Raw genomic sequence first — 16873 nt, forward strand, 5'->3', positions numbered from 1 at the left:
TTTGATCAGTTTTCGGGCAGGTGGTAGAATTTACGCATTGCTTCATAATCGGATGGATCGATTCCAGCCCGGCTATGAAGATTGGGGCTTACTCCCAGTTTGGTGATCTTACCGGCATAGACTCTTATTACTCTGGTTTTGGAATAGAGTTCTCCCGGACCGTTCCTGTCGATGTAGATTTTTGCATTGGGGGACGTATAACCAATGCTTACCCTGTAGGTAGTATTACCACTAAGGCCCTGTCCCGGCAGTGCATACCATCGTTCCAGGCCTGGTTCGAATAAATAGACATACCATTGTGAATTGTCTACTGTGTCCTGGGTGGTAGTGATATTGAAAACAACATATCCGGTTCTCAGATCTGCCTGCCCAAAATTGTACTGCACTACATTGGCATTGCCGTTGATGCCCGGAATGCCGGGTTCCCCTTGCTCTCCCCGATCTCCTTTTTTGCAGGATAATGAAAGGCAAAACAGACAGAAAACTGTAATCGAAAGAATGATTCTCATAACAAAGGTTTTATGGTTTGAATAAAGGCTGCTTTTATTTCCCTTCTCCGATTGCCCTTACCGGAATATTGGTGAATTGCCCGTTGATAGCGTAATTCCTGCCTTTTACATCTTTCAGCGTTCCGGAAAATGTGCCGCTGCATGTTTTGCCGTTGAGTGCGCTTAATTGCAGCGCACCCGCTGTAGGAGTGAGATGGGCTGGTATGCTGTCTGCCGGCCTGCCGGGGGCGGAATAAATGCTGATAGTGGCTTTCCCCTGCTGCTGGTTTTCGCTCAAAGGGTAGTTGCCGGAATGGTTGTTGCCTACATAACCCATGAAAGCGTGGCGTGTATCTGTACTGTTCAGTTCAATCATCAGTCTGTCGGTGTCGATCACGGCATTCGGACTTCTGCATTCGTAGCTCACCAGTGTTTTGCCATTCAAAGAAATAGTTACACTCGCTGAAACGGGCTGTGGTAGCGGTTTTTCGTCGGGCAGGGGAGGGCCGCCCGGACCAGTATTGATATTTTCGCAGGAAAAGAGCAGGCTTGCAAGATAAATTGTAAATATTCGTATGCATATCACCGTTACAGTCATTGGTTTTTTCATACAGGGGCATTTGGTTTCACTGAACTACAAATTTCAGGGAATGAGTAGTGTGTAGAGAAGACGTAATGAGTGGTCAGCGGAATTGGGTTAGCAGATGGCTGAGAATGAATATATTTTGAAGATGATCGTCTGCATCTTACTTTTGGAACCCGTAAAGTATACAGTACCATTATGATGAAAGAAAAGATACTTGTAATTGGCGCCTCCGGCCAGATAGGTGTAGAGCTTACCCTGGCCCTGCGCGAGATCTACGGGAATGCCAATGTAATTGCATCCGACCTTAGAGAAGAGAGCGACCTTCTGAAAGGTTCCGGCCCCTATGTGAGCCTGGATGTAATGAATAAAGAAATGCTCCACGTGCAGGTGATCCGTCAGAACATCACGCAGATCTACCTGCTCGCCGCCATTCTCTCAGCTACCGGAGAGAAGAATCCCAACCTGGCATGGCATCTCAATATGCAGAGCCTGCTGAACGTGTTGGATATTGCCCGCGAGGAGAAGCTCCACAAAGTGTACTGGCCCAGCAGCATCGCTGTGTTCGGTCCCACTTCTCCAAAGCAAAACTGCCCTCAGCAAACGATCATCGAGCCAACCACCGTGTACGGCATTTCGAAGTATGCCGGTGAATTCTGGTGCAATTATTACCACCAGCGTTATGGCGTGGATGTGAGAAGTATCCGTTATCCCGGACTGATCAGCTACAAATCACCTCCCGGAGGTGGTACCACTGATTATGCCGTGGAAATCTATCACGAAGCACTGGAAGAAAAGAAGTACACCAGCTTCCTGAAAGAAGATACCTACCTCCCGATGATGTATATGCCCGATGCTATCCGTGGTACCATCGAACTGATGGAAGCCCCGGCCAGCAAGATCAACGTTCGCCACTCTTACAACCTTTCGGGTATGAGTTTCTCTCCGAAAGAGATTGGCGCAGAGATCAAAAAGCATATACCGGAATTCGCCATCGATTACAAACCCGACTACCGTCAGGCCATCGCAGACAGCTGGCCCGCGAGTATCGATGATTCCGTTGCAAGAAAAGACTGGGGGTGGAAGCACGAGTTCGATCTGGCAAAAATGACTACCGACATGCTGGCGAACCTGAAAAAGTAGGGCAGACTCAGTAAAATCCGACAGGAATCCGGGTTACAATTTGATTATGTATAGCACATACATATAATGATTTGTGCTGCTTGTATATTTCAAAAACCCAACAAACCTTTCGCATGCCTATGCTACGAATTGTGTTACCTGTCATGCTTTGCTGTTTCATGACGCTCAACACCATTGCCCAGAAAAAGAGTAATGCCCCCTCTATCCAGAAAGTTCGCGTAGAGTGGGAGATCATTACCAATCAGGCCAATGGAAAATCAGGATTTCAAAGCGCCTTTACATTCACCAATACGGGAAAAAGCGACCTTCCTGCCACAGGATGGTCGCTTTATTTCAATATGGCCCGTGCCATCAGACCCGAATCGGTGGGTGGTGATATGGTGATCGAAAACATCAATGGCGATCTCTTCAAACTCAGACCCGGCGCTGCTTTTAAAGGACTGAAACCCGGTCAGTCTGTAAAAGTGCCCTTCGTGGGAAGCGATTGGGTGATCAATTTCACCGATGCCCCTGCAGGTCTCTTCTGGGTGCTCGATCAGGATGCTTCCAAAGGATTTACTGTAGCTGACTATCGCATTATCCCTGCGACTCAGCTCAAACAGATCCAGCGCAATGCCGACGACAAGTACGGATTTACCACACCTGCTGATATCTACAAACAGAACAGCAGGATCCAGGACCTGCCTGTTGAAAGCCTCACCAAAATTTTTCCGCTTCCCAATTCTTACAAAGAAACAGGTGGAACCTTTGCCCTCAGCAATATCAAAGCGATCTATGCTGATGCATCATTTGCCAAAGAAGCGAACTTCCTTGCAGAAAAGCTTATACAACTGCTCGGAGAGAAACCACGCGTATCAGCCGGAAAGCCCGATACCATCGGTGGCATACAGATCATCAAAACCGATCTTGCTTCCGAAGCATATGAGATCGATATGAATGCTGAGCAGATCACGCTGAAGGCAGGAGATGCTGCCGGTGCGTTCTATGCCATTCAATCACTGCTTTCTCTGGTACCGGCCGATGCATACAATCACAAAAAGCCGGGCAGCGCCGTTATCCCCGTTGTTGCTGTGAAAGACGCACCCCGCTTCGGTTTCAGAGCCTTTATGCTGGATGTGGGCCGCAACTTCCACTCCAAAGAAGAAGTGCTTCGCGTACTCGATCTGATGGCGTACTTCAAACTGAACGTATTCCATTTGCATTTTCATGAAGATGAAGGATGGCGTATCGAAATGCCTTCTCTTCCCGAACTCACCAGCATCGGTGCCCGCCGTGGTTTCCCTATCGATGAGAACAAACAGTTAATGCCCTCCTTCGCTTCCGGCCCTGATAATAATTCACCCGGCACCGGATATTACACCAAAGCAGATTTCATCGAAATACTTCGCTACGCAAATGATCGTCATATCCGTGTGATACCCGAAATAGAATCACCCGGCCACGCACGCGCAGCAGTAGTGAGCATGAAAGCACGCTACGAGCGCCTGATGAAAGAAGGCAAAAAGGAAGCGGCAGAAGAGTTTATGCTCCACGATCCCAACGACAAAAGCGAATACCGCTCTGTTCAGGGATGGCGCGATAATGTGATGAACCCTGCAAACCCTGGAGTGTACCGTTTCTTCGCACGTGTATTCGATGATTTTATCGCGCTGTACAAAGAAGCAGGCGCTCCGCTCAACGCCATTCACTTAGGTGGAGATGAAGTGCCGAATGGCGCATGGGAAAAATCTCCGATGGCGCAGGATCTGATTGCAAAAGTTCCAACACTCAACGAAACATACGATCTCTGGTATTACTACTACGGCAAACTCAATGAGCTGCTGAAAGCCCGTGGTCTCGTATCATACGGTTGGGAAGAAGCCGGCATGCGCAAAACCAAACTCGATGGCAAAACGCATTGGATCCCCAATCCCGATTTTGCACGCGATACTTTTATGGTAGATGTCTGGAACAATATGCTCGGATGGGGAGCAGAAGACCTCGCCTATCGCCTTGCCAATGCAGGTTATGAAGTTGTGCTCTCTCCTGTAAGCAATGTGTATCTCGATATGAGCTACTACAAAAACTTCGATGAGCCCGGCTACTACTGGGGAGGATTCGTAGACCTAGATAAACCATGGCAGTTCATTCCTTACGATTACTATCGCAATGCGCGCAAGGATAAACACAACAACGATCTGCCTGCATCTTTCTTCGAGCACAAAGAACGACTCACCGAGTACGGCAAAAAGAATATCATGGGTGTGCAGGGATTGCTTTGGAGTGAAACGCTCACCAGTCCCGAAAAAATGGAATACATGCTGCTGCCCAAATTATTCGGAGTGGCAGAGCGTGCCTGGAGTGCTGATCCGGCCTGGACTTCAGAAGCCGAACCAATGGCTGGGACTGCCTATTGGGCCGACTGGTCGAACTTCGTAAACCGCATCGGCAAACTCGAACTGCCAAGACTTGGTTACCGGGTTGGCAAATTCAACTACCGCATCCCTACGCCAGGACTTGTTGTGGAAAACGGAGCTGCAAAAGCAAATATTCAGTTGCCCGGATTTACGCTTCGTTATACCACCAATGGCAAAGAGCCAAACGCAGACAGCAAAGTGTACACTGGTGCAATTACTGAGAAAGCTGTGATCAAAGTAAAAGCTTTCGACGTGTGGGGAAGAAGTGGCAGAACAGCTGAAGTGAATAATCAATAGTCTTTTCAAACACGAGTATATAGAGCCCTCTCCGCACTGGAGAGGGCTTTTTTTGTACGGATGAATTTTGTGCATGTGATGGCGTCGTTTGTCCATGTTCCGGCAAGCAGTCTTTGAGCAATTTTGTGTTGTCGATATCGACATCCAAAACAAAAAAGTAAATCATATGTCACGTTTATTTGTCCCCAATCCTGAAACAACAACCGGTAAATCAAAAGAGCTCTTCAATGCCATCCAGTCAAAACTGGGAATGGTGCCCAATATGATGAAGACAATGGGTAACTCACCGGCCCTGCTGAACGGTTACCTGCAATTGAGTGGTTCACTCGGAGAAGGCGTTCTTGGCGCCAAGCTGGGAGAGTTGATTGCGCTTACGGTAGCTAATCAGAATGGTTGTGAATACTGTAATGCGGCGCACAGCTTTATCGGCGAAAAGCTGGTACATATCAGTGGAGATGCCATTGAAGATGCCAAAAGAGGAAGATCAGCTGATGCTAAAATACAGGCAGCGCTGACCTTTGCAAAAGTGTTGACGGAGAAAAAAGGAAATGTAAGCGACAGCGATGTAGCTGCCGTAAAAGCCGCTGGCTTCGATGATGCGGGTGTTGCCGAAATCATTGGTCATGTTGCCCTGAATGTACTCACCAATTATTTCAACATTGCTGCTGCAGTAACTGTTGATTTTCCGGAAACAGCACTTGCTTAACTTTACTGTATGACACAAACTTCCTTTTCATTGATCGATCCGCAGTCGAAGAACCTGGCCCTGAACCTGTTTGCGTTTGAAGATGATCATGTTTTCAGAGAACAGCAATTGCGTAATTACTATTGCATGGTACTGGTGTCCAAGGGGAAGGGCAGGTTGAATGTGGATTATTCGGAGTACTCGTTTGAAGCTGGTCAGTTGATGTGTTTTTCGGTTTATCAGCCTTTTGTGATAAGGGCGGAGAGTGACTTTGAGGGCTATCTGGTTTGTTTTCATCCTGATTTTTTCTGCATACACAAGCATCAGGATGAGGTAGGATGTAATGGAGTATTGTTCAATAATGCATATGGTTCACCGATCGTTGAACTGAACACGGAGCAACGAAGTGCTTTACTGGCAATAATCGATCATCTGAAAACAGAAGTGCAGCATGAGGGGCCCGCGCGTATGGAGTTGCTGCTGTCTTACCTCAAGATCTTTCTGATTCAGGCTTCGAGATTCAAATTGAGTCTGCTTCCGGAAGTGACGGTAACAACAGAGAAAGAGCCATTCATTCTGAAAACGCTGAAAGATGCCATTGAAGAGCACTACAGGAGTAAACACGGAGCGGCTGAATATGCAAGTTTGCTGAACATTACGCCGAAGGCGCTGAATAAGATCACCAAACAGCATTTCAACAGAACATTGAGTAATCTGATCAGTGAAAGGATCATCATAGAAGCGAAACGCGAATTGTATCTGACGTCGAAACCAGTGAAAGCGATTGCGTATGAGCTGGGATTCTCCGATGAGTTTTACTTCAGCCGTTTTTTCAAGAACAATGCATCGGTATCTCCGCAAACATACAGAACCACGGTTGGTTTTGCGAAGGGTGAGTGATACCTGTGTTACCGTTCGATGCTGAATCCGAAGAAGGCATGTGGTGCTACGGTCTCCACATCCACCGAAGCAACTTCTGCACGTGCAGGGCCTTGCTTGCACCACATCACCAGTTGAAGCAGCTGTTCTGTTGTGCCTGAAGCGAGTATCTTCACAGAGCCATCCGGCTGATTCTTCACATAGCCTGTAATGCCCAGCTGGAGCGCTTTTTCTTTGGTGCTCTGCCTGTAATAAACTCCCTGCACTTTGCCTTTAACGGTGATGGAGTAAGTCTGTGTCATACATGAAAGGTAAATAAAAAAAGAAGGCCATAACGATGCTGTTATGGCCTTTTATCATTGAGAGGAGATGTATTACAATCCCATCTTCTGTTTCAGTTTTGCGTCGATGGCATCGAGGAACTCTTCAGTGTAGAGGTAGTGATCGCCATGGCTCACTTTGTTGCCATGAATGCACACTGCGAGATCTTTGGTCATTTTGCCTTCTTCCACCACTTCGATACAAACTGCTTCGAGAGCGTTTGCGAAGTTGATCAGCTCCTGGTTGTTATCCAGTTTGCCGCGGAATGCCAGACCACGTGTCCATGCAAAGATAGATGCGATGGGGTTGGTGCTGGTTGGCTTACCTGCCTGATGATCGCGGAAGTGACGTGTAACGGTTCCGTGAGCAGCTTCTGCTTCCATGGTTTTTCCATCGGGAGTAACCAGTACGGAAGTCATCAGTCCGAGTGATCCGAAGCCTTGTGCTACGCTGTCGCTCTGAACGTCGCCATCATAGTTTTTGCAGGCCCATACGAAGTTGCCATTCCATTTGAGGGCAGAAGCCACCATATCGTCGATGAGGCGGTGTTCGTATACGATACCTGCATCCTGGAACTTCTGTTTGAACTCAGATTGATAGATATCTTCAAAGATGTCTTTGAAGCGGCCATCATATTTTTTGAGGATGGTATTCTTGGTGCTGAGATAGAGCGGCCATTTTTTGCTGAGCGCCATATTGAAGCAGCTGCGCGCAAAACCAATGATGCTCTCGTCGGTGTTGTACATGCTGAGTGCAACGCCATCTCCTTTGAAGTTGTACACTTCGAAGGTCTGAGGTTCGCCACCATCTTCAGGAGTGAAGGTCATGGTGAGCTTTCCTTTTCCTTTGATCACTGTATCGGTAGCACGGTATTGGTCACCAAATGCGTGGCGGCCAACGATGATGGGAGCAGTCCAGTTACTCACCAGTCGTGGAATATTCTTAATTACGATCGGCTCGCGGAATACAGTACCGTCGAGGATATTGCGGATAGTGCCGTTGGGGCTCTTCCACATTTGTTTCAGGTTGAATTCTTTTACGCGGGCTTCATCAGGGGTGATGGTAGCGCATTTGATACCAACGCCGTATTCACGGATGGCATTTGCTGCGTCGATGGTCACCTGGTCGTTCGTCTGATCTCTGTACTCGATACCGAGGTCATAATACTTGATATCAACTTCGATATAGGGGAGAATGAGTTTTTCTTTGATGAATTTCCAGATGATCCGGGTCATTTCATCACCATCCAATTCTACAACCGGATTAACTACTTTGATTTTTTTAGCCATGTCTATGATTTTAAGCTCAGTTAAGTTTGCGAATCTACAGCAATTGAGCTAATTCAGCAACAGTTCCCATATGCAAAAAAATTATCTGTATTGGCTGAGTTGTAAGGCTGAAATACACGTTTTTTTGTGAAAGGATAGTACCTCTGTGCTGTTTTTGTGTTTCTATTAAAACGGGTACTTGATCTAAAAGCGCACTATGGCCGAAAACACGGAACAAAAAGCAGCGATCCTTCTGGCATATATCGAGCGGCTGCAGCAGTATACAGGCAGGCCGTTGCATCTCACGGCAAGCGATGTATCGTCGCTGGCGCACATAATGGTGCAAAGAACTTACAGGCGAAGAATCACTATGGCGCGCACCGGTGAAAATGAACAATTTCTTCATTTTATGGTAAAAGGCCTCGCAAGGCAATACTTCTACGATGGCAATGATGAAGTAACCATTTATATCGCCAAAGAAGGAGATATGATAAGTTCTTTCGTCTCCTATTTTTCAGGAGCCCCCTCCGAAACCATGATCGAAACACTGGAACCCACCATCACCATGGCCATTCCTCGGGTGAAGCTGGAACAACTGCTTCCTTACTCCAGTCGAGTGAACAGATTTGCCAGACTGGTGTTATCGGAACAGATACTTCAGATGGAGAACTGGGAACTTACCCTGCTCCGGTACAATATCCGTGAACGCTTTCTGATGTTCATTCGCAACAATCCTGATCTGTACACCAGAGTGCCGTACAAGATACAGGCCAGCTTCCTCGATATTAAACCCGAAACCTTCAGCCGGCTGAAATCACAGCTCGACAGAAAAGTGAAAGCAATACAAGGAAAATAGATTGAAAGTTATGGCCAGGATTATTGAAGTGCGGAATTATTTTGATCCATTGTTTTCTTACCTGCATCGTTATACGCAGTTGAGAAAGGAAGAATTGCTGCAGGTGGTTCCCTTCCTGGAGATCAGTATGTTTGAAAAGAAGAGCATCATACTCCACGAAGGTGAAATAGATAACTATCTCAATATTGTAATGAAGGGGATGGTACGCAAATACATTGTGCTCAGTAAAAAGGAAGTGACACTGCAACTGGCTACAGAAGGGCATTTGGTGCATTCTGAGATCAGCTTCAATACGCGTACGCCATCAGAAGTATGGCTGCAGGCGGTGGAGCCTTCGATACTGGTGCGCGTAGATCACAATAAACTGGAGACCATCCTGCAGCAGTATCCGTGGGCCGAAACCATCGGCAGACTGCTGGTTACAAAACTGGCTGCATCGAAAGAACGCCGGATGTACAATGTAAGAATGAAAACACCCAGACAGCGGTTTGTCGAGTATGTGGAGCGGCATCCGCAGATGCTGATGCGCGTACCACAGAATATTCTGGCATCCTACCTCAATATCAATCCTGCTACTTTCAGCAGGCTGAAGCATTTACTCATCAAGCGATAGTTCGCCTCATTTTTTATCGTGATCTGAACGTGGACCAACATTCACTACCAGCACAGGAATGTTCAGTTCGTGACGAACGGAATTGATGGTTTCGCCATACAGCCAGTCTTTGATGCCTGTATGCCTATGCGCACCAATCACCAGCATGTCTGCTTCCTGTTCTTTCACTATGCGAACGATCTCTTTGCTTCTGTTGCGGAAGCCAAGATGGCCACTGGCATTGAAGCCTTTCTCCTGCAATTGCTGCACGTAGAACTGCATGCGCTCTTCATCGTTGCGTGTTTCAAAATCGTCGCTCTCCAGCCCAAGCATGCGTGCAGAGGCGCTTTCAACGATATGTATGAGAATGTAGGCTGTATCTGTTTTTCCCTGCCCGATGGCATGCGCCACCAGCTGATTGTCGTGCTCGCCAAACTCCATGGCTACGGCAATCTTTTTGTAGGCAGGCGTATCGGGCAGATGCAATGGTGTGATCTCCGGATGCATTTCGATGGAGCTGGCCGGTTTTCTTCTTGCCATGATCGGATAAAAAGTGATGTAGGCAAGCAGACCGAGAAAAAAGAGCCCCCCTGCAATGATCACCATTTTCCATACGATGCTGCCATCGGCTGTAAAAACATTGCCTGCCTCTGCCAGCACCATCTTGATGTTGAGATATACCAGCACCGATGCTATCAGCCATGCTGCTACCTGTACAATGGGTTTGATGGCAAACTGGCCCATCGTTTTTTTATCGCTCACGAAATGTATCAGCGGAATTACTGCAAAGCCGAGCTGCATGCTCAATACAACCTGACTGAAAATAAGCAGGCTGTCCACTTCCTGCTCTCCGAATATTCCGATTACGATAATGGCGGGAATGATGGCGAGCAAACGCGTGAGCAGTCTGCGCATCCATGGATTGATGCGGAGGCGGAGATAACCTTCCATTACAATCTGTCCGGCTAAAGTTCCGGTGATGGTGGAGCTTTGTCCTGCTGCGATCAATGCCACAGCAAACAGTACCGGAGCGAGTTTCGAGCCGAGCATACCTTCGAGCAGCCGGTGCGCTTCGCCGATCTCTGCAACGCCCAATCCGTTTTTGAAGAACACGGCAGCGGCGAGTACGAGAATGGCGGCATTCACCAGAAAGGCAACGTTGAGTGCGATGGCTGCATCCACGAAACTCCATTTGAGTGCCTGTTTGATGCCCGGTGTGGTCTTATTGATCTTGCGCGTTTGAACCAGCGCGGAGTGGAGATAGAGATTGTGCGGCATTACTGTGGCGCCGATGATGCCGATGGCGATGTACAGTGCTTCGTTATTGGGGAAGGTGGGAATGAAGCCTTTCACTACTTCGCCTGCCACAGGCTTTGCAAGAATGATCTGTACAAGAAATGATATGCCTACTACTGCTACTAGTCCGATGATGAAAGCTTCCATTTTCCGGATGCCTAACCGTTGCAGCATCAGCAGCAGAAATGTATCGAACACCGTGATGCCTACGCCCCAGATCAAAGGCAGGCCGGTTAACAGGTGGATACCGATGGCCATACCCAGCACTTCTGCAAGGTCGGTGGCTGCGATAGCGATTTCTGCGAGTATGTAAAGAACAAAGTTTACGCCTTTGGGGTAGGTTTCGCGGTTGGCCTGTGCCAGATCCCGTCCACGAACAATGCCGAGCCGGGCTGAGAGACTTTGCAGCAGCAGCGCCATGATATTGCTCATGAGCAGCACCCACAGCAGTGCATAACCGAATTTGCTTCCTCCCGCGAGATCGGTGGCCCAGTTGCCGGGATCCATATAGCCTACACTTACCAGGTAAGCGGGACCGAAGAAAGCAAGCACTTTTTTCCAACGGTTGGTATGTTTCGACACATCCACGGAAGCATGCACTTCGCCGAGAGACTTGTCTGACTGGAGTTTATTCATCATATTTCACAAATACGTTTTTGGCAACATGCTCACTTACAGTTACCACGTTCTGATTTCTGACCTTTATTTCGAGTGAATTGTCGAATGCGAAAACCTTTTTTACTTCAATGCGGGTGCCCAGGCTGATCTGCTTATGTTTGAGCAGTTCGAGCATTTCGGGGCTCTGGTCTCCAATGCCGCTCACGTCGCCGCTTTTGCCCACGGGCAGATGCAGCAGGTCTACCTGCTTCACCAGGGTGAATTTACCCTGACTGTCGGGGATGGGATCGCCATGCGGATCGGTTTTAGGGAAGCCGAGAAATTCATCGAGTTTGTCGATCAGCTTCTTGCTGCTGATATGTTCGAGTTCTTCTGCGATCTCATGTACTTCGTCCCATCCGAATTCCAGTTTCTCCACCAGAAAATATTCCCACAGGCGATGTTTGCGGATGATCTGCAAAGCCACTTTACGGCCTTCCTGACTTAATTTGAAACCTTTATAGCGTTCGTAGATCAGCAGCTTCTGAGCCTTCAGCTTTTTGAGCATATCGGTTACAGATGCAGGCCGGGTCTGCAATTCATTGGCAACATCGTTGGTGGTAACTACTCCGTCACTTTTCTGAAGATGGAAGATGGCCTTCAGATAATTCTCTTTACTGCTCGAATATTTCTGCATAATCATTCGTTGTTTCCGTCGGATGTTCTCTAAAAATAAATTTAGACAAATCTAAAACATAATTCGTAACAATCAAATAACTTTTCCCGGAGTGCGGCTGAATCGCTACTTTTAACGGATCAACCACAAAACCGGTACATGAAAAAAATTCTCTTCTTTTTGCCTGTATTGCTGCTGCTTGCGGGAGCATGCAAGAACAAAAAGACATCCATGAAAGACGACGACAAGGTAGAGATCGGGGACTTTATCGAATTCTTTCCCGAAGCGCCACTTCCTTTCAGGATGGACGACACTACATTGCTCAAAAAATCCACCGATTCTTCACAGGTAGGATTGAAAATTTTCAAACAATTCATTCCCGACAGCATCCTCAGCAAAGAATTCAGCAGCCTTACCAATCTGCATCTGTATTCACTTGCCAGAGCCCAGGAAAAGGATAAAGAGAAATATCTTTTCATGAAAGCCGTAGCCGGCAACAAACGTGTTTGTTACCTCATTTGTTTCAGCAACGACAATAAATACCTCCGTGCAATGCCCATTGTGCGTACAGGATTCGATAATTCTACCAGCGCCTATGGCATACTCGATAAGAAGTTCCAGATCACTACTTACCGCGAACGCAAGCAGGGCAATGATTTCAGCTTCAAGCGCAATGTTTACTTCTACAACAATACTTCCAATGAGTTCACGCTCATAATGACGGAGCCGAATGAAGAGATCATCGAGAATGTGATCAATCCCATCGACACATTCAGCATCAAGCACAAACTCGCGGGCGATTATGTGCTGAACAAAAAGAATTTTATTTCGTTCCGCGACAGCAAGCGTCCCAATGAACTCAGTTTCTTTGTACACTTCGAGAAGAACGACGGAACCTGCAAAGGCGAACTGAAAGGTGTAGCCAAACTGGTGAAACCCAATCTGGCCGTGTATAACGAAGGCGGCAACCCCTGCGAACTGCAATTCACTTTCGATAGGAATACTGTAACCATGAAAGAAACAGGCGGATGCGGATCATACCGCGAAGTGAAATGCTTTTTCGAAGGAAGTTTTACCAGGAAAAAAGCGGCAAAACCCGCTGAAACCGCGCCTAAGAAAAAGTAACCGGAGCATCCGGCTTTCGTTTTTTTGGAAAAGGAAGTATATTGCACTTGTTTGTGTATTTAATACACATTGTTAAATCGCTAATTTTCTGATCATTATGAGCTTTACCAACTATACGGTTCCGTACCCCATCAACGAAAGTTATAAAACAAGCGTAGCCTACTTCTCCATGGAGTTTGCCGTGCATCAGCCATTGAAGATCTATTCCGGCGGCCTCGGATTTCTGAGTGGTTCGCACCTGAGAAGCGCTTATGAACTGCGTCAGAATATGATTGGAATCGGCATTCTCTGGAAATATGGTTATTACGATCAGGCCCGCAATCAGGACGATACCCTGCAGGTTACCTGGATGGAAAAACACGCCAGCTTTCTCGAAGATACCGGCATCAAATTTCAGATCACCATTCACGATGCACCGGTTTGGGTGAAGGTTTGGTACCTGAATCCCGAAACATTCAAATCAGCTCCTTTATTCCTGCTCAGCACCGATCTTCCTGAGAACGATTACGTGAGCCAAACCATCACACACCGCCTCTATGACGCCAACGTAGCTACGAAAGTGGCGCAGTTTATTCTGCTGGGTGTTGGTGGCGCAAAGTTGGTGGATGAGCTGAACTTCAACCCGGACAGATACCACCTGAACGAAGCGCACGGCGTTTCTTCGGTATTCTACCTCTATAAAAAATTCGGCAGCGTGGAGGAAGTGAAAAAGCGACTGGTGTTCACTACGCACACTCCCGAAGAAGCCGGCAACGAAAAACACGATATCTATCTCTGCCACAAAATGAGTTATTTCTGTGGACTGGGGCTCGATGAAGTGCGCAAGCTCACTGGTATCGAAGACGATCAGTTCAATCATTCGCTGGTGGCGCTTCGCTTTGCACATCTGGCGAATGGCGTATCGCAGCTGCATGGAGTGGTGAGCAGGCTGATGTGGGGAAAGTATCCCGGCGTTTGTCCCATCATTTCCATCACCAATGCACAGAACTGGCGCTACTGGGCCGACAAGCAGCTCTACAAAGCAACGGAAGACGGCAACGATGCAGCCTGGGATGATCGTAAACGTTACCTCAAGCAAAGATCATTCGAAATAGTAGCCGATCAGACCGGCAAGATCTTCAATCCCGATGTGTTTACCATCGTATGGGCCAGAAGATTTGCAGGATACAAACGCGCCGACTTCCTTACACGAAATAAGGAAAGATTCGAGCGACTGCTCAGCAACAAGCAATATCCTGTTCAGATCATCTGGGCCGGAAAGCCTTATCCGATGGACTATCCGGCGATCAATGAATTCAATGGTCTGGTTAATCTCAGCAAGAATTACAAGAACATTGCAGTGCTCACCGGATATGAACTCACGCTCAGCAAAAGACTGAAGCAGGCAGCAGACTGCTGGCTCAACAATCCACGCGTACCGCGCGAAGCATCCGGCACCAGTGGTATGACTGCCGCTATGAACGGCGCTGCCAACTTCTCCACCGACGATGGCTGGATCCCCGAATTTGTGGATCACGGTAACAATGGCTTCGTTGTTCCCAAGGGCGATTATGCGCACATGAACACGCAGGAGCAGGATGAGTATGATCTCAACAAAATCTACGATATTCTCGAACAGGAAATTCTTCCACTTTATTACAATCAATACGACACCTGGAGAAATGTAGTGAAGAACGGAATGCGCGATGTTCGCTTCCGCTTCGAATCTGGCAGAATGGCCAATGAATATTATCAGGAGTTGTACAAATAATCAAAATATTTTCCCTTACACAAATTTGTTTGTGTAATCGCAAAGAACTGCGCATCCGGTTAGCTGTATTCACCAAAATCTCTTTGTATGAAGCAGCTAATACTTGTCGCAGTTTTTTGTTTTTCATCGTTATCCGCTCTGTTGGCGAAGCCCGGCCCCGGCGGAAATATAGTGTCTTCCAGCCTGAAGTCTGCTATCGTATACCGCTCTGGTGCTGAGTTGTATCACACAGCCAAAGTAACACTGTCGCAGGGTAACAATGAATTTATAATAGATGGTATCAGTAACAGGATAGAGTTAAACAGTGTACGCGTGGCTTCCGATGCTGCGCTCACTATTATGGCCATTGAATTCGGAACCAATTATCTTGTCGAAGAGAATCGTTCTCCCGAACTGAAAAAACTCGATGATTCTCTCATAGCTGTAAACAAAGATTTCTCCCTCGTTCAAAGCAATATCAAAACCAATAAGGAATTGCAATCTGTACTCGCTTCCAACAAAACCATCGCAGGTGCACAGAATGGTGTGAATGTACAGGAGCTGATGAAAATGATGGATTATTACCGTAGCAAATCGCTGGAGCTTCAGAAAGAATTGCTGCAGTTGCAGGAGAAAGAAGATAAACTGCTTAAACTGATTCGCAAACTCGGTGAGCAGATCAGCGAAGCTGAGCAGAAGAATGTAAAAACAACCGGACAATTATCCATCCGTGCTTTTTCTCCGGCGGCAGGTGCAGTGAACCTTACCATATCATACATCACACCACTCGCCAGCTGGAACCCCACCTACGACCTGCGTGTAGACAATATCAACAAACCAGTGAACATCGGCTTCAAAGCGAAGCTCACACAGACTTCCGGCATCGACTGGAAGAATGTGAAACTCACGCTCGCCACTTCCATGCCGAACCTCAATGCTACAGCACCTGAGCTCCAAAGCTGGTTGCTGGCTTTTCCTGCCATTGCACAGGCAAGACAAAATTCATTGCAATATGCCCTTCAGGGAAAGGTTGCTGGTGTGGCAGTTGCTGCAGCACCCTTGCAGGAAGTAGTTGTAACCAGAATCAGAGGTAACTCTTCCATAGCTTCAGATGAGGCAGTTGAACCGATCTATGTGGTGGATGGCAATGTTATGGAAACTGATGATTACAAAAAGATCAATCCGAAAGCCATCAAATCCGTGAGCATACTCAAAGATAAATCTGCTATGAGTTTGTACGGAACACGTGCTGCCGGTGGTGCAATTGTAGTTACATTGAAGAAAGGTCTCGAAGATTATGTTGCGGTAAGCGATAACGAACTCAACGTTACCTACGAAATAGAGCTGCCTTACGATGTACCCACCAATGGCAAAGAACAGGTGGTGGGATTGAAAGATCGTGTTGCGGAAGCATCCTACAAATATTTCTCGGCGCCTGTGCGCGACAAAGATGCTTACCTGCTCGGATGCATTGCCGACTGGGGCAATCTCCAGCTGCTGCCCGGCGAAGCGAATATCATTTTTGAAGGTACCTATGTTGGTAAAACTTTCATCGATCCCGGTACAACTAAAGACACGCTGAATCTCACGCTGGGCAAGGATAGGCGCGTAGTGGTGACCCGCGAAAAACTGAAAGATTTCAGCAGCGTGAAATTCCTCGGCAACAATAAGAAACAAATTCTCACTTACGAGATCACCGTGAAGAACAATAAGAAAGAAGAAGTGCAGCTGCAATTGAAAGATCTGTATCCGATTCCTACCGATAAAGAAATCGAAGTGGAGTTGCTCGAAGCCAGCAACGCATCTGTAGATAAAGAAGCAGCCTTCCTTACCTGGAACCTGCAACTGAAACCGGGAGAATCGAGAAAGCTACGGCTGAGCTACAGTGTGAAATATCCGAAGGACAAACAATTACCTCTTTAGTCAGAACAGGGTTATACTT

General features: G+C 47.3%; 15 protein-coding genes. 9 read left to right on the forward strand and 6 right to left on the reverse strand.

Annotated features, from left to right (window positions below; all coding sequences use genetic code 11):
* Positions 1-5: 5 nt before the first annotated feature.
* Positions 6-509 (reverse strand): hypothetical protein, encoded by a 504-nt coding sequence (locus tag HHL16_RS09095; RefSeq protein ID WP_169424807.1) that lies wholly within the window; start codon positions 507-509, stop codon positions 6-8.
* Between the two features lie 34 nt (positions 510-543).
* The gene (locus HHL16_RS09100; protein ID WP_169424808.1) at positions 544-1098 is read right to left on the reverse strand and encodes a hypothetical protein; all 555 of its coding nucleotides are present in this window, start codon (positions 1096-1098) and stop codon (positions 544-546) included.
* 171 nt (positions 1099-1269) lie between these two features.
* Between HHL16_RS09100 and HHL16_RS09105 the strand changes: the two genes are divergently transcribed.
* The 4 genes from HHL16_RS09105 (at position 1270) to HHL16_RS09120 (ending at position 6492) form a co-directional block, all read left to right on the forward strand.
* A complete protein-coding gene (locus HHL16_RS09105) occupies positions 1270-2214 on the forward strand; it encodes an NAD-dependent epimerase/dehydratase family protein (protein WP_169424809.1) in 945 nt (314 codons plus the stop codon).
* Between the two features lie 113 nt (positions 2215-2327).
* Positions 2328-4907, forward strand: coding sequence for a family 20 glycosylhydrolase (locus HHL16_RS09110; RefSeq protein WP_206022306.1), 2580 nt, complete (start codon positions 2328-2330; stop codon positions 4905-4907).
* Between the two features lie 166 nt (positions 4908-5073).
* Positions 5074-5613 (forward strand): carboxymuconolactone decarboxylase family protein, encoded by a 540-nt coding sequence (locus HHL16_RS09115; RefSeq protein ID WP_169424810.1) that lies wholly within the window; start codon positions 5074-5076, stop codon positions 5611-5613.
* Positions 5614-5622: 9 nt separating this feature from the next.
* Positions 5623-6492 (forward strand): helix-turn-helix domain-containing protein, encoded by an 870-nt coding sequence (locus tag HHL16_RS09120; protein WP_169424811.1) that lies wholly within the window; start codon positions 5623-5625, stop codon positions 6490-6492.
* Positions 6493-6500: 8 nt separating this feature from the next.
* Here HHL16_RS09120 and HHL16_RS09125 read toward each other — a convergent pair whose 3' ends face one another.
* Both HHL16_RS09125 and HHL16_RS09130 read right to left on the reverse strand, forming a co-directional pair.
* On the reverse strand, positions 6501-6773 hold the full coding sequence (locus tag HHL16_RS09125; protein WP_169424812.1) for an acylphosphatase: 273 nt from the start codon (positions 6771-6773) through the stop codon (positions 6501-6503).
* A gap of 72 nt (positions 6774-6845) precedes the next feature.
* Complete coding sequence (locus HHL16_RS09130; protein ID WP_169424813.1) at positions 6846-8081, reverse strand: isocitrate dehydrogenase (NADP(+)); 1236 nt, start codon at positions 8079-8081, stop codon at positions 6846-6848.
* Positions 8082-8277: 196 nt separating this feature from the next.
* Here HHL16_RS09130 and HHL16_RS09135 point away from each other — a divergent pair, with 196 nt between their 5' ends.
* Together HHL16_RS09135 and HHL16_RS09140 are read left to right on the forward strand one after the other, a co-directional pair.
* Positions 8278-8916 carry a Crp/Fnr family transcriptional regulator gene (locus HHL16_RS09135; RefSeq protein ID WP_169424814.1) on the forward strand — a complete coding sequence of 213 codons (639 nt, stop codon included), beginning with the start codon at positions 8278-8280 and terminating at the stop codon, positions 8914-8916.
* Between the two features lie 10 nt (positions 8917-8926).
* Positions 8927-9529 carry a cyclic nucleotide-binding domain-containing protein gene (locus tag HHL16_RS09140; RefSeq protein ID WP_169424815.1) on the forward strand — a complete coding sequence of 201 codons (603 nt, stop codon included), beginning with the start codon at positions 8927-8929 and terminating at the stop codon, positions 9527-9529.
* Between the two features lie 6 nt (positions 9530-9535).
* Here HHL16_RS09140 and HHL16_RS09145 read toward each other — a convergent pair whose 3' ends face one another.
* Together HHL16_RS09145 and HHL16_RS09150 are read right to left on the reverse strand one after the other, a co-directional pair.
* Positions 9536-11443 carry an Nramp family divalent metal transporter gene (locus HHL16_RS09145; RefSeq protein ID WP_240965937.1) on the reverse strand — a complete coding sequence of 636 codons (1908 nt, stop codon included), beginning with the start codon at positions 11441-11443 and terminating at the stop codon, positions 9536-9538.
* Positions 11433-12098: a metal-dependent transcriptional regulator gene (locus HHL16_RS09150; protein ID WP_169424816.1), complete on the reverse strand. Its 666-nt coding sequence runs from the start codon at positions 12096-12098 to the stop codon at positions 11433-11435. The genes HHL16_RS09145 and HHL16_RS09150 overlap by 11 nt, the downstream gene beginning before the upstream one ends.
* 138 nt (positions 12099-12236) lie before the next feature.
* Here HHL16_RS09150 and HHL16_RS09155 point away from each other — a divergent pair, with 138 nt between their 5' ends.
* The 3 genes from HHL16_RS09155 to HHL16_RS09165 all read left to right on the forward strand — a co-directional run bounded on the left by HHL16_RS09155 (position 12237) and on the right by HHL16_RS09165 (position 16854).
* Entirely contained in the window at positions 12237-13202 is a 966-nt protein-coding gene (locus tag HHL16_RS09155) for a hypothetical protein (RefSeq protein WP_169424817.1), read from the forward strand.
* 97 nt (positions 13203-13299) lie between these two features.
* A complete protein-coding gene (gene glgP / locus HHL16_RS09160; RefSeq protein ID WP_169424818.1) occupies positions 13300-14952 on the forward strand; it encodes an alpha-glucan family phosphorylase in 1653 nt (550 codons plus the stop codon).
* Between the two features lie 87 nt (positions 14953-15039).
* Positions 15040-16854: a DUF4139 domain-containing protein gene (locus HHL16_RS09165; protein ID WP_169424819.1), complete on the forward strand. Its 1815-nt coding sequence runs from the start codon at positions 15040-15042 to the stop codon at positions 16852-16854.
* Positions 16855-16873: the final 19 nt, after the last annotated feature.

It is taken from the genome of Pseudoflavitalea sp. G-6-1-2 (assembly GCF_012927185.1).
Classification (GTDB): Bacteria; Bacteroidota; Bacteroidia; order Chitinophagales; family Chitinophagaceae; genus Pseudobacter.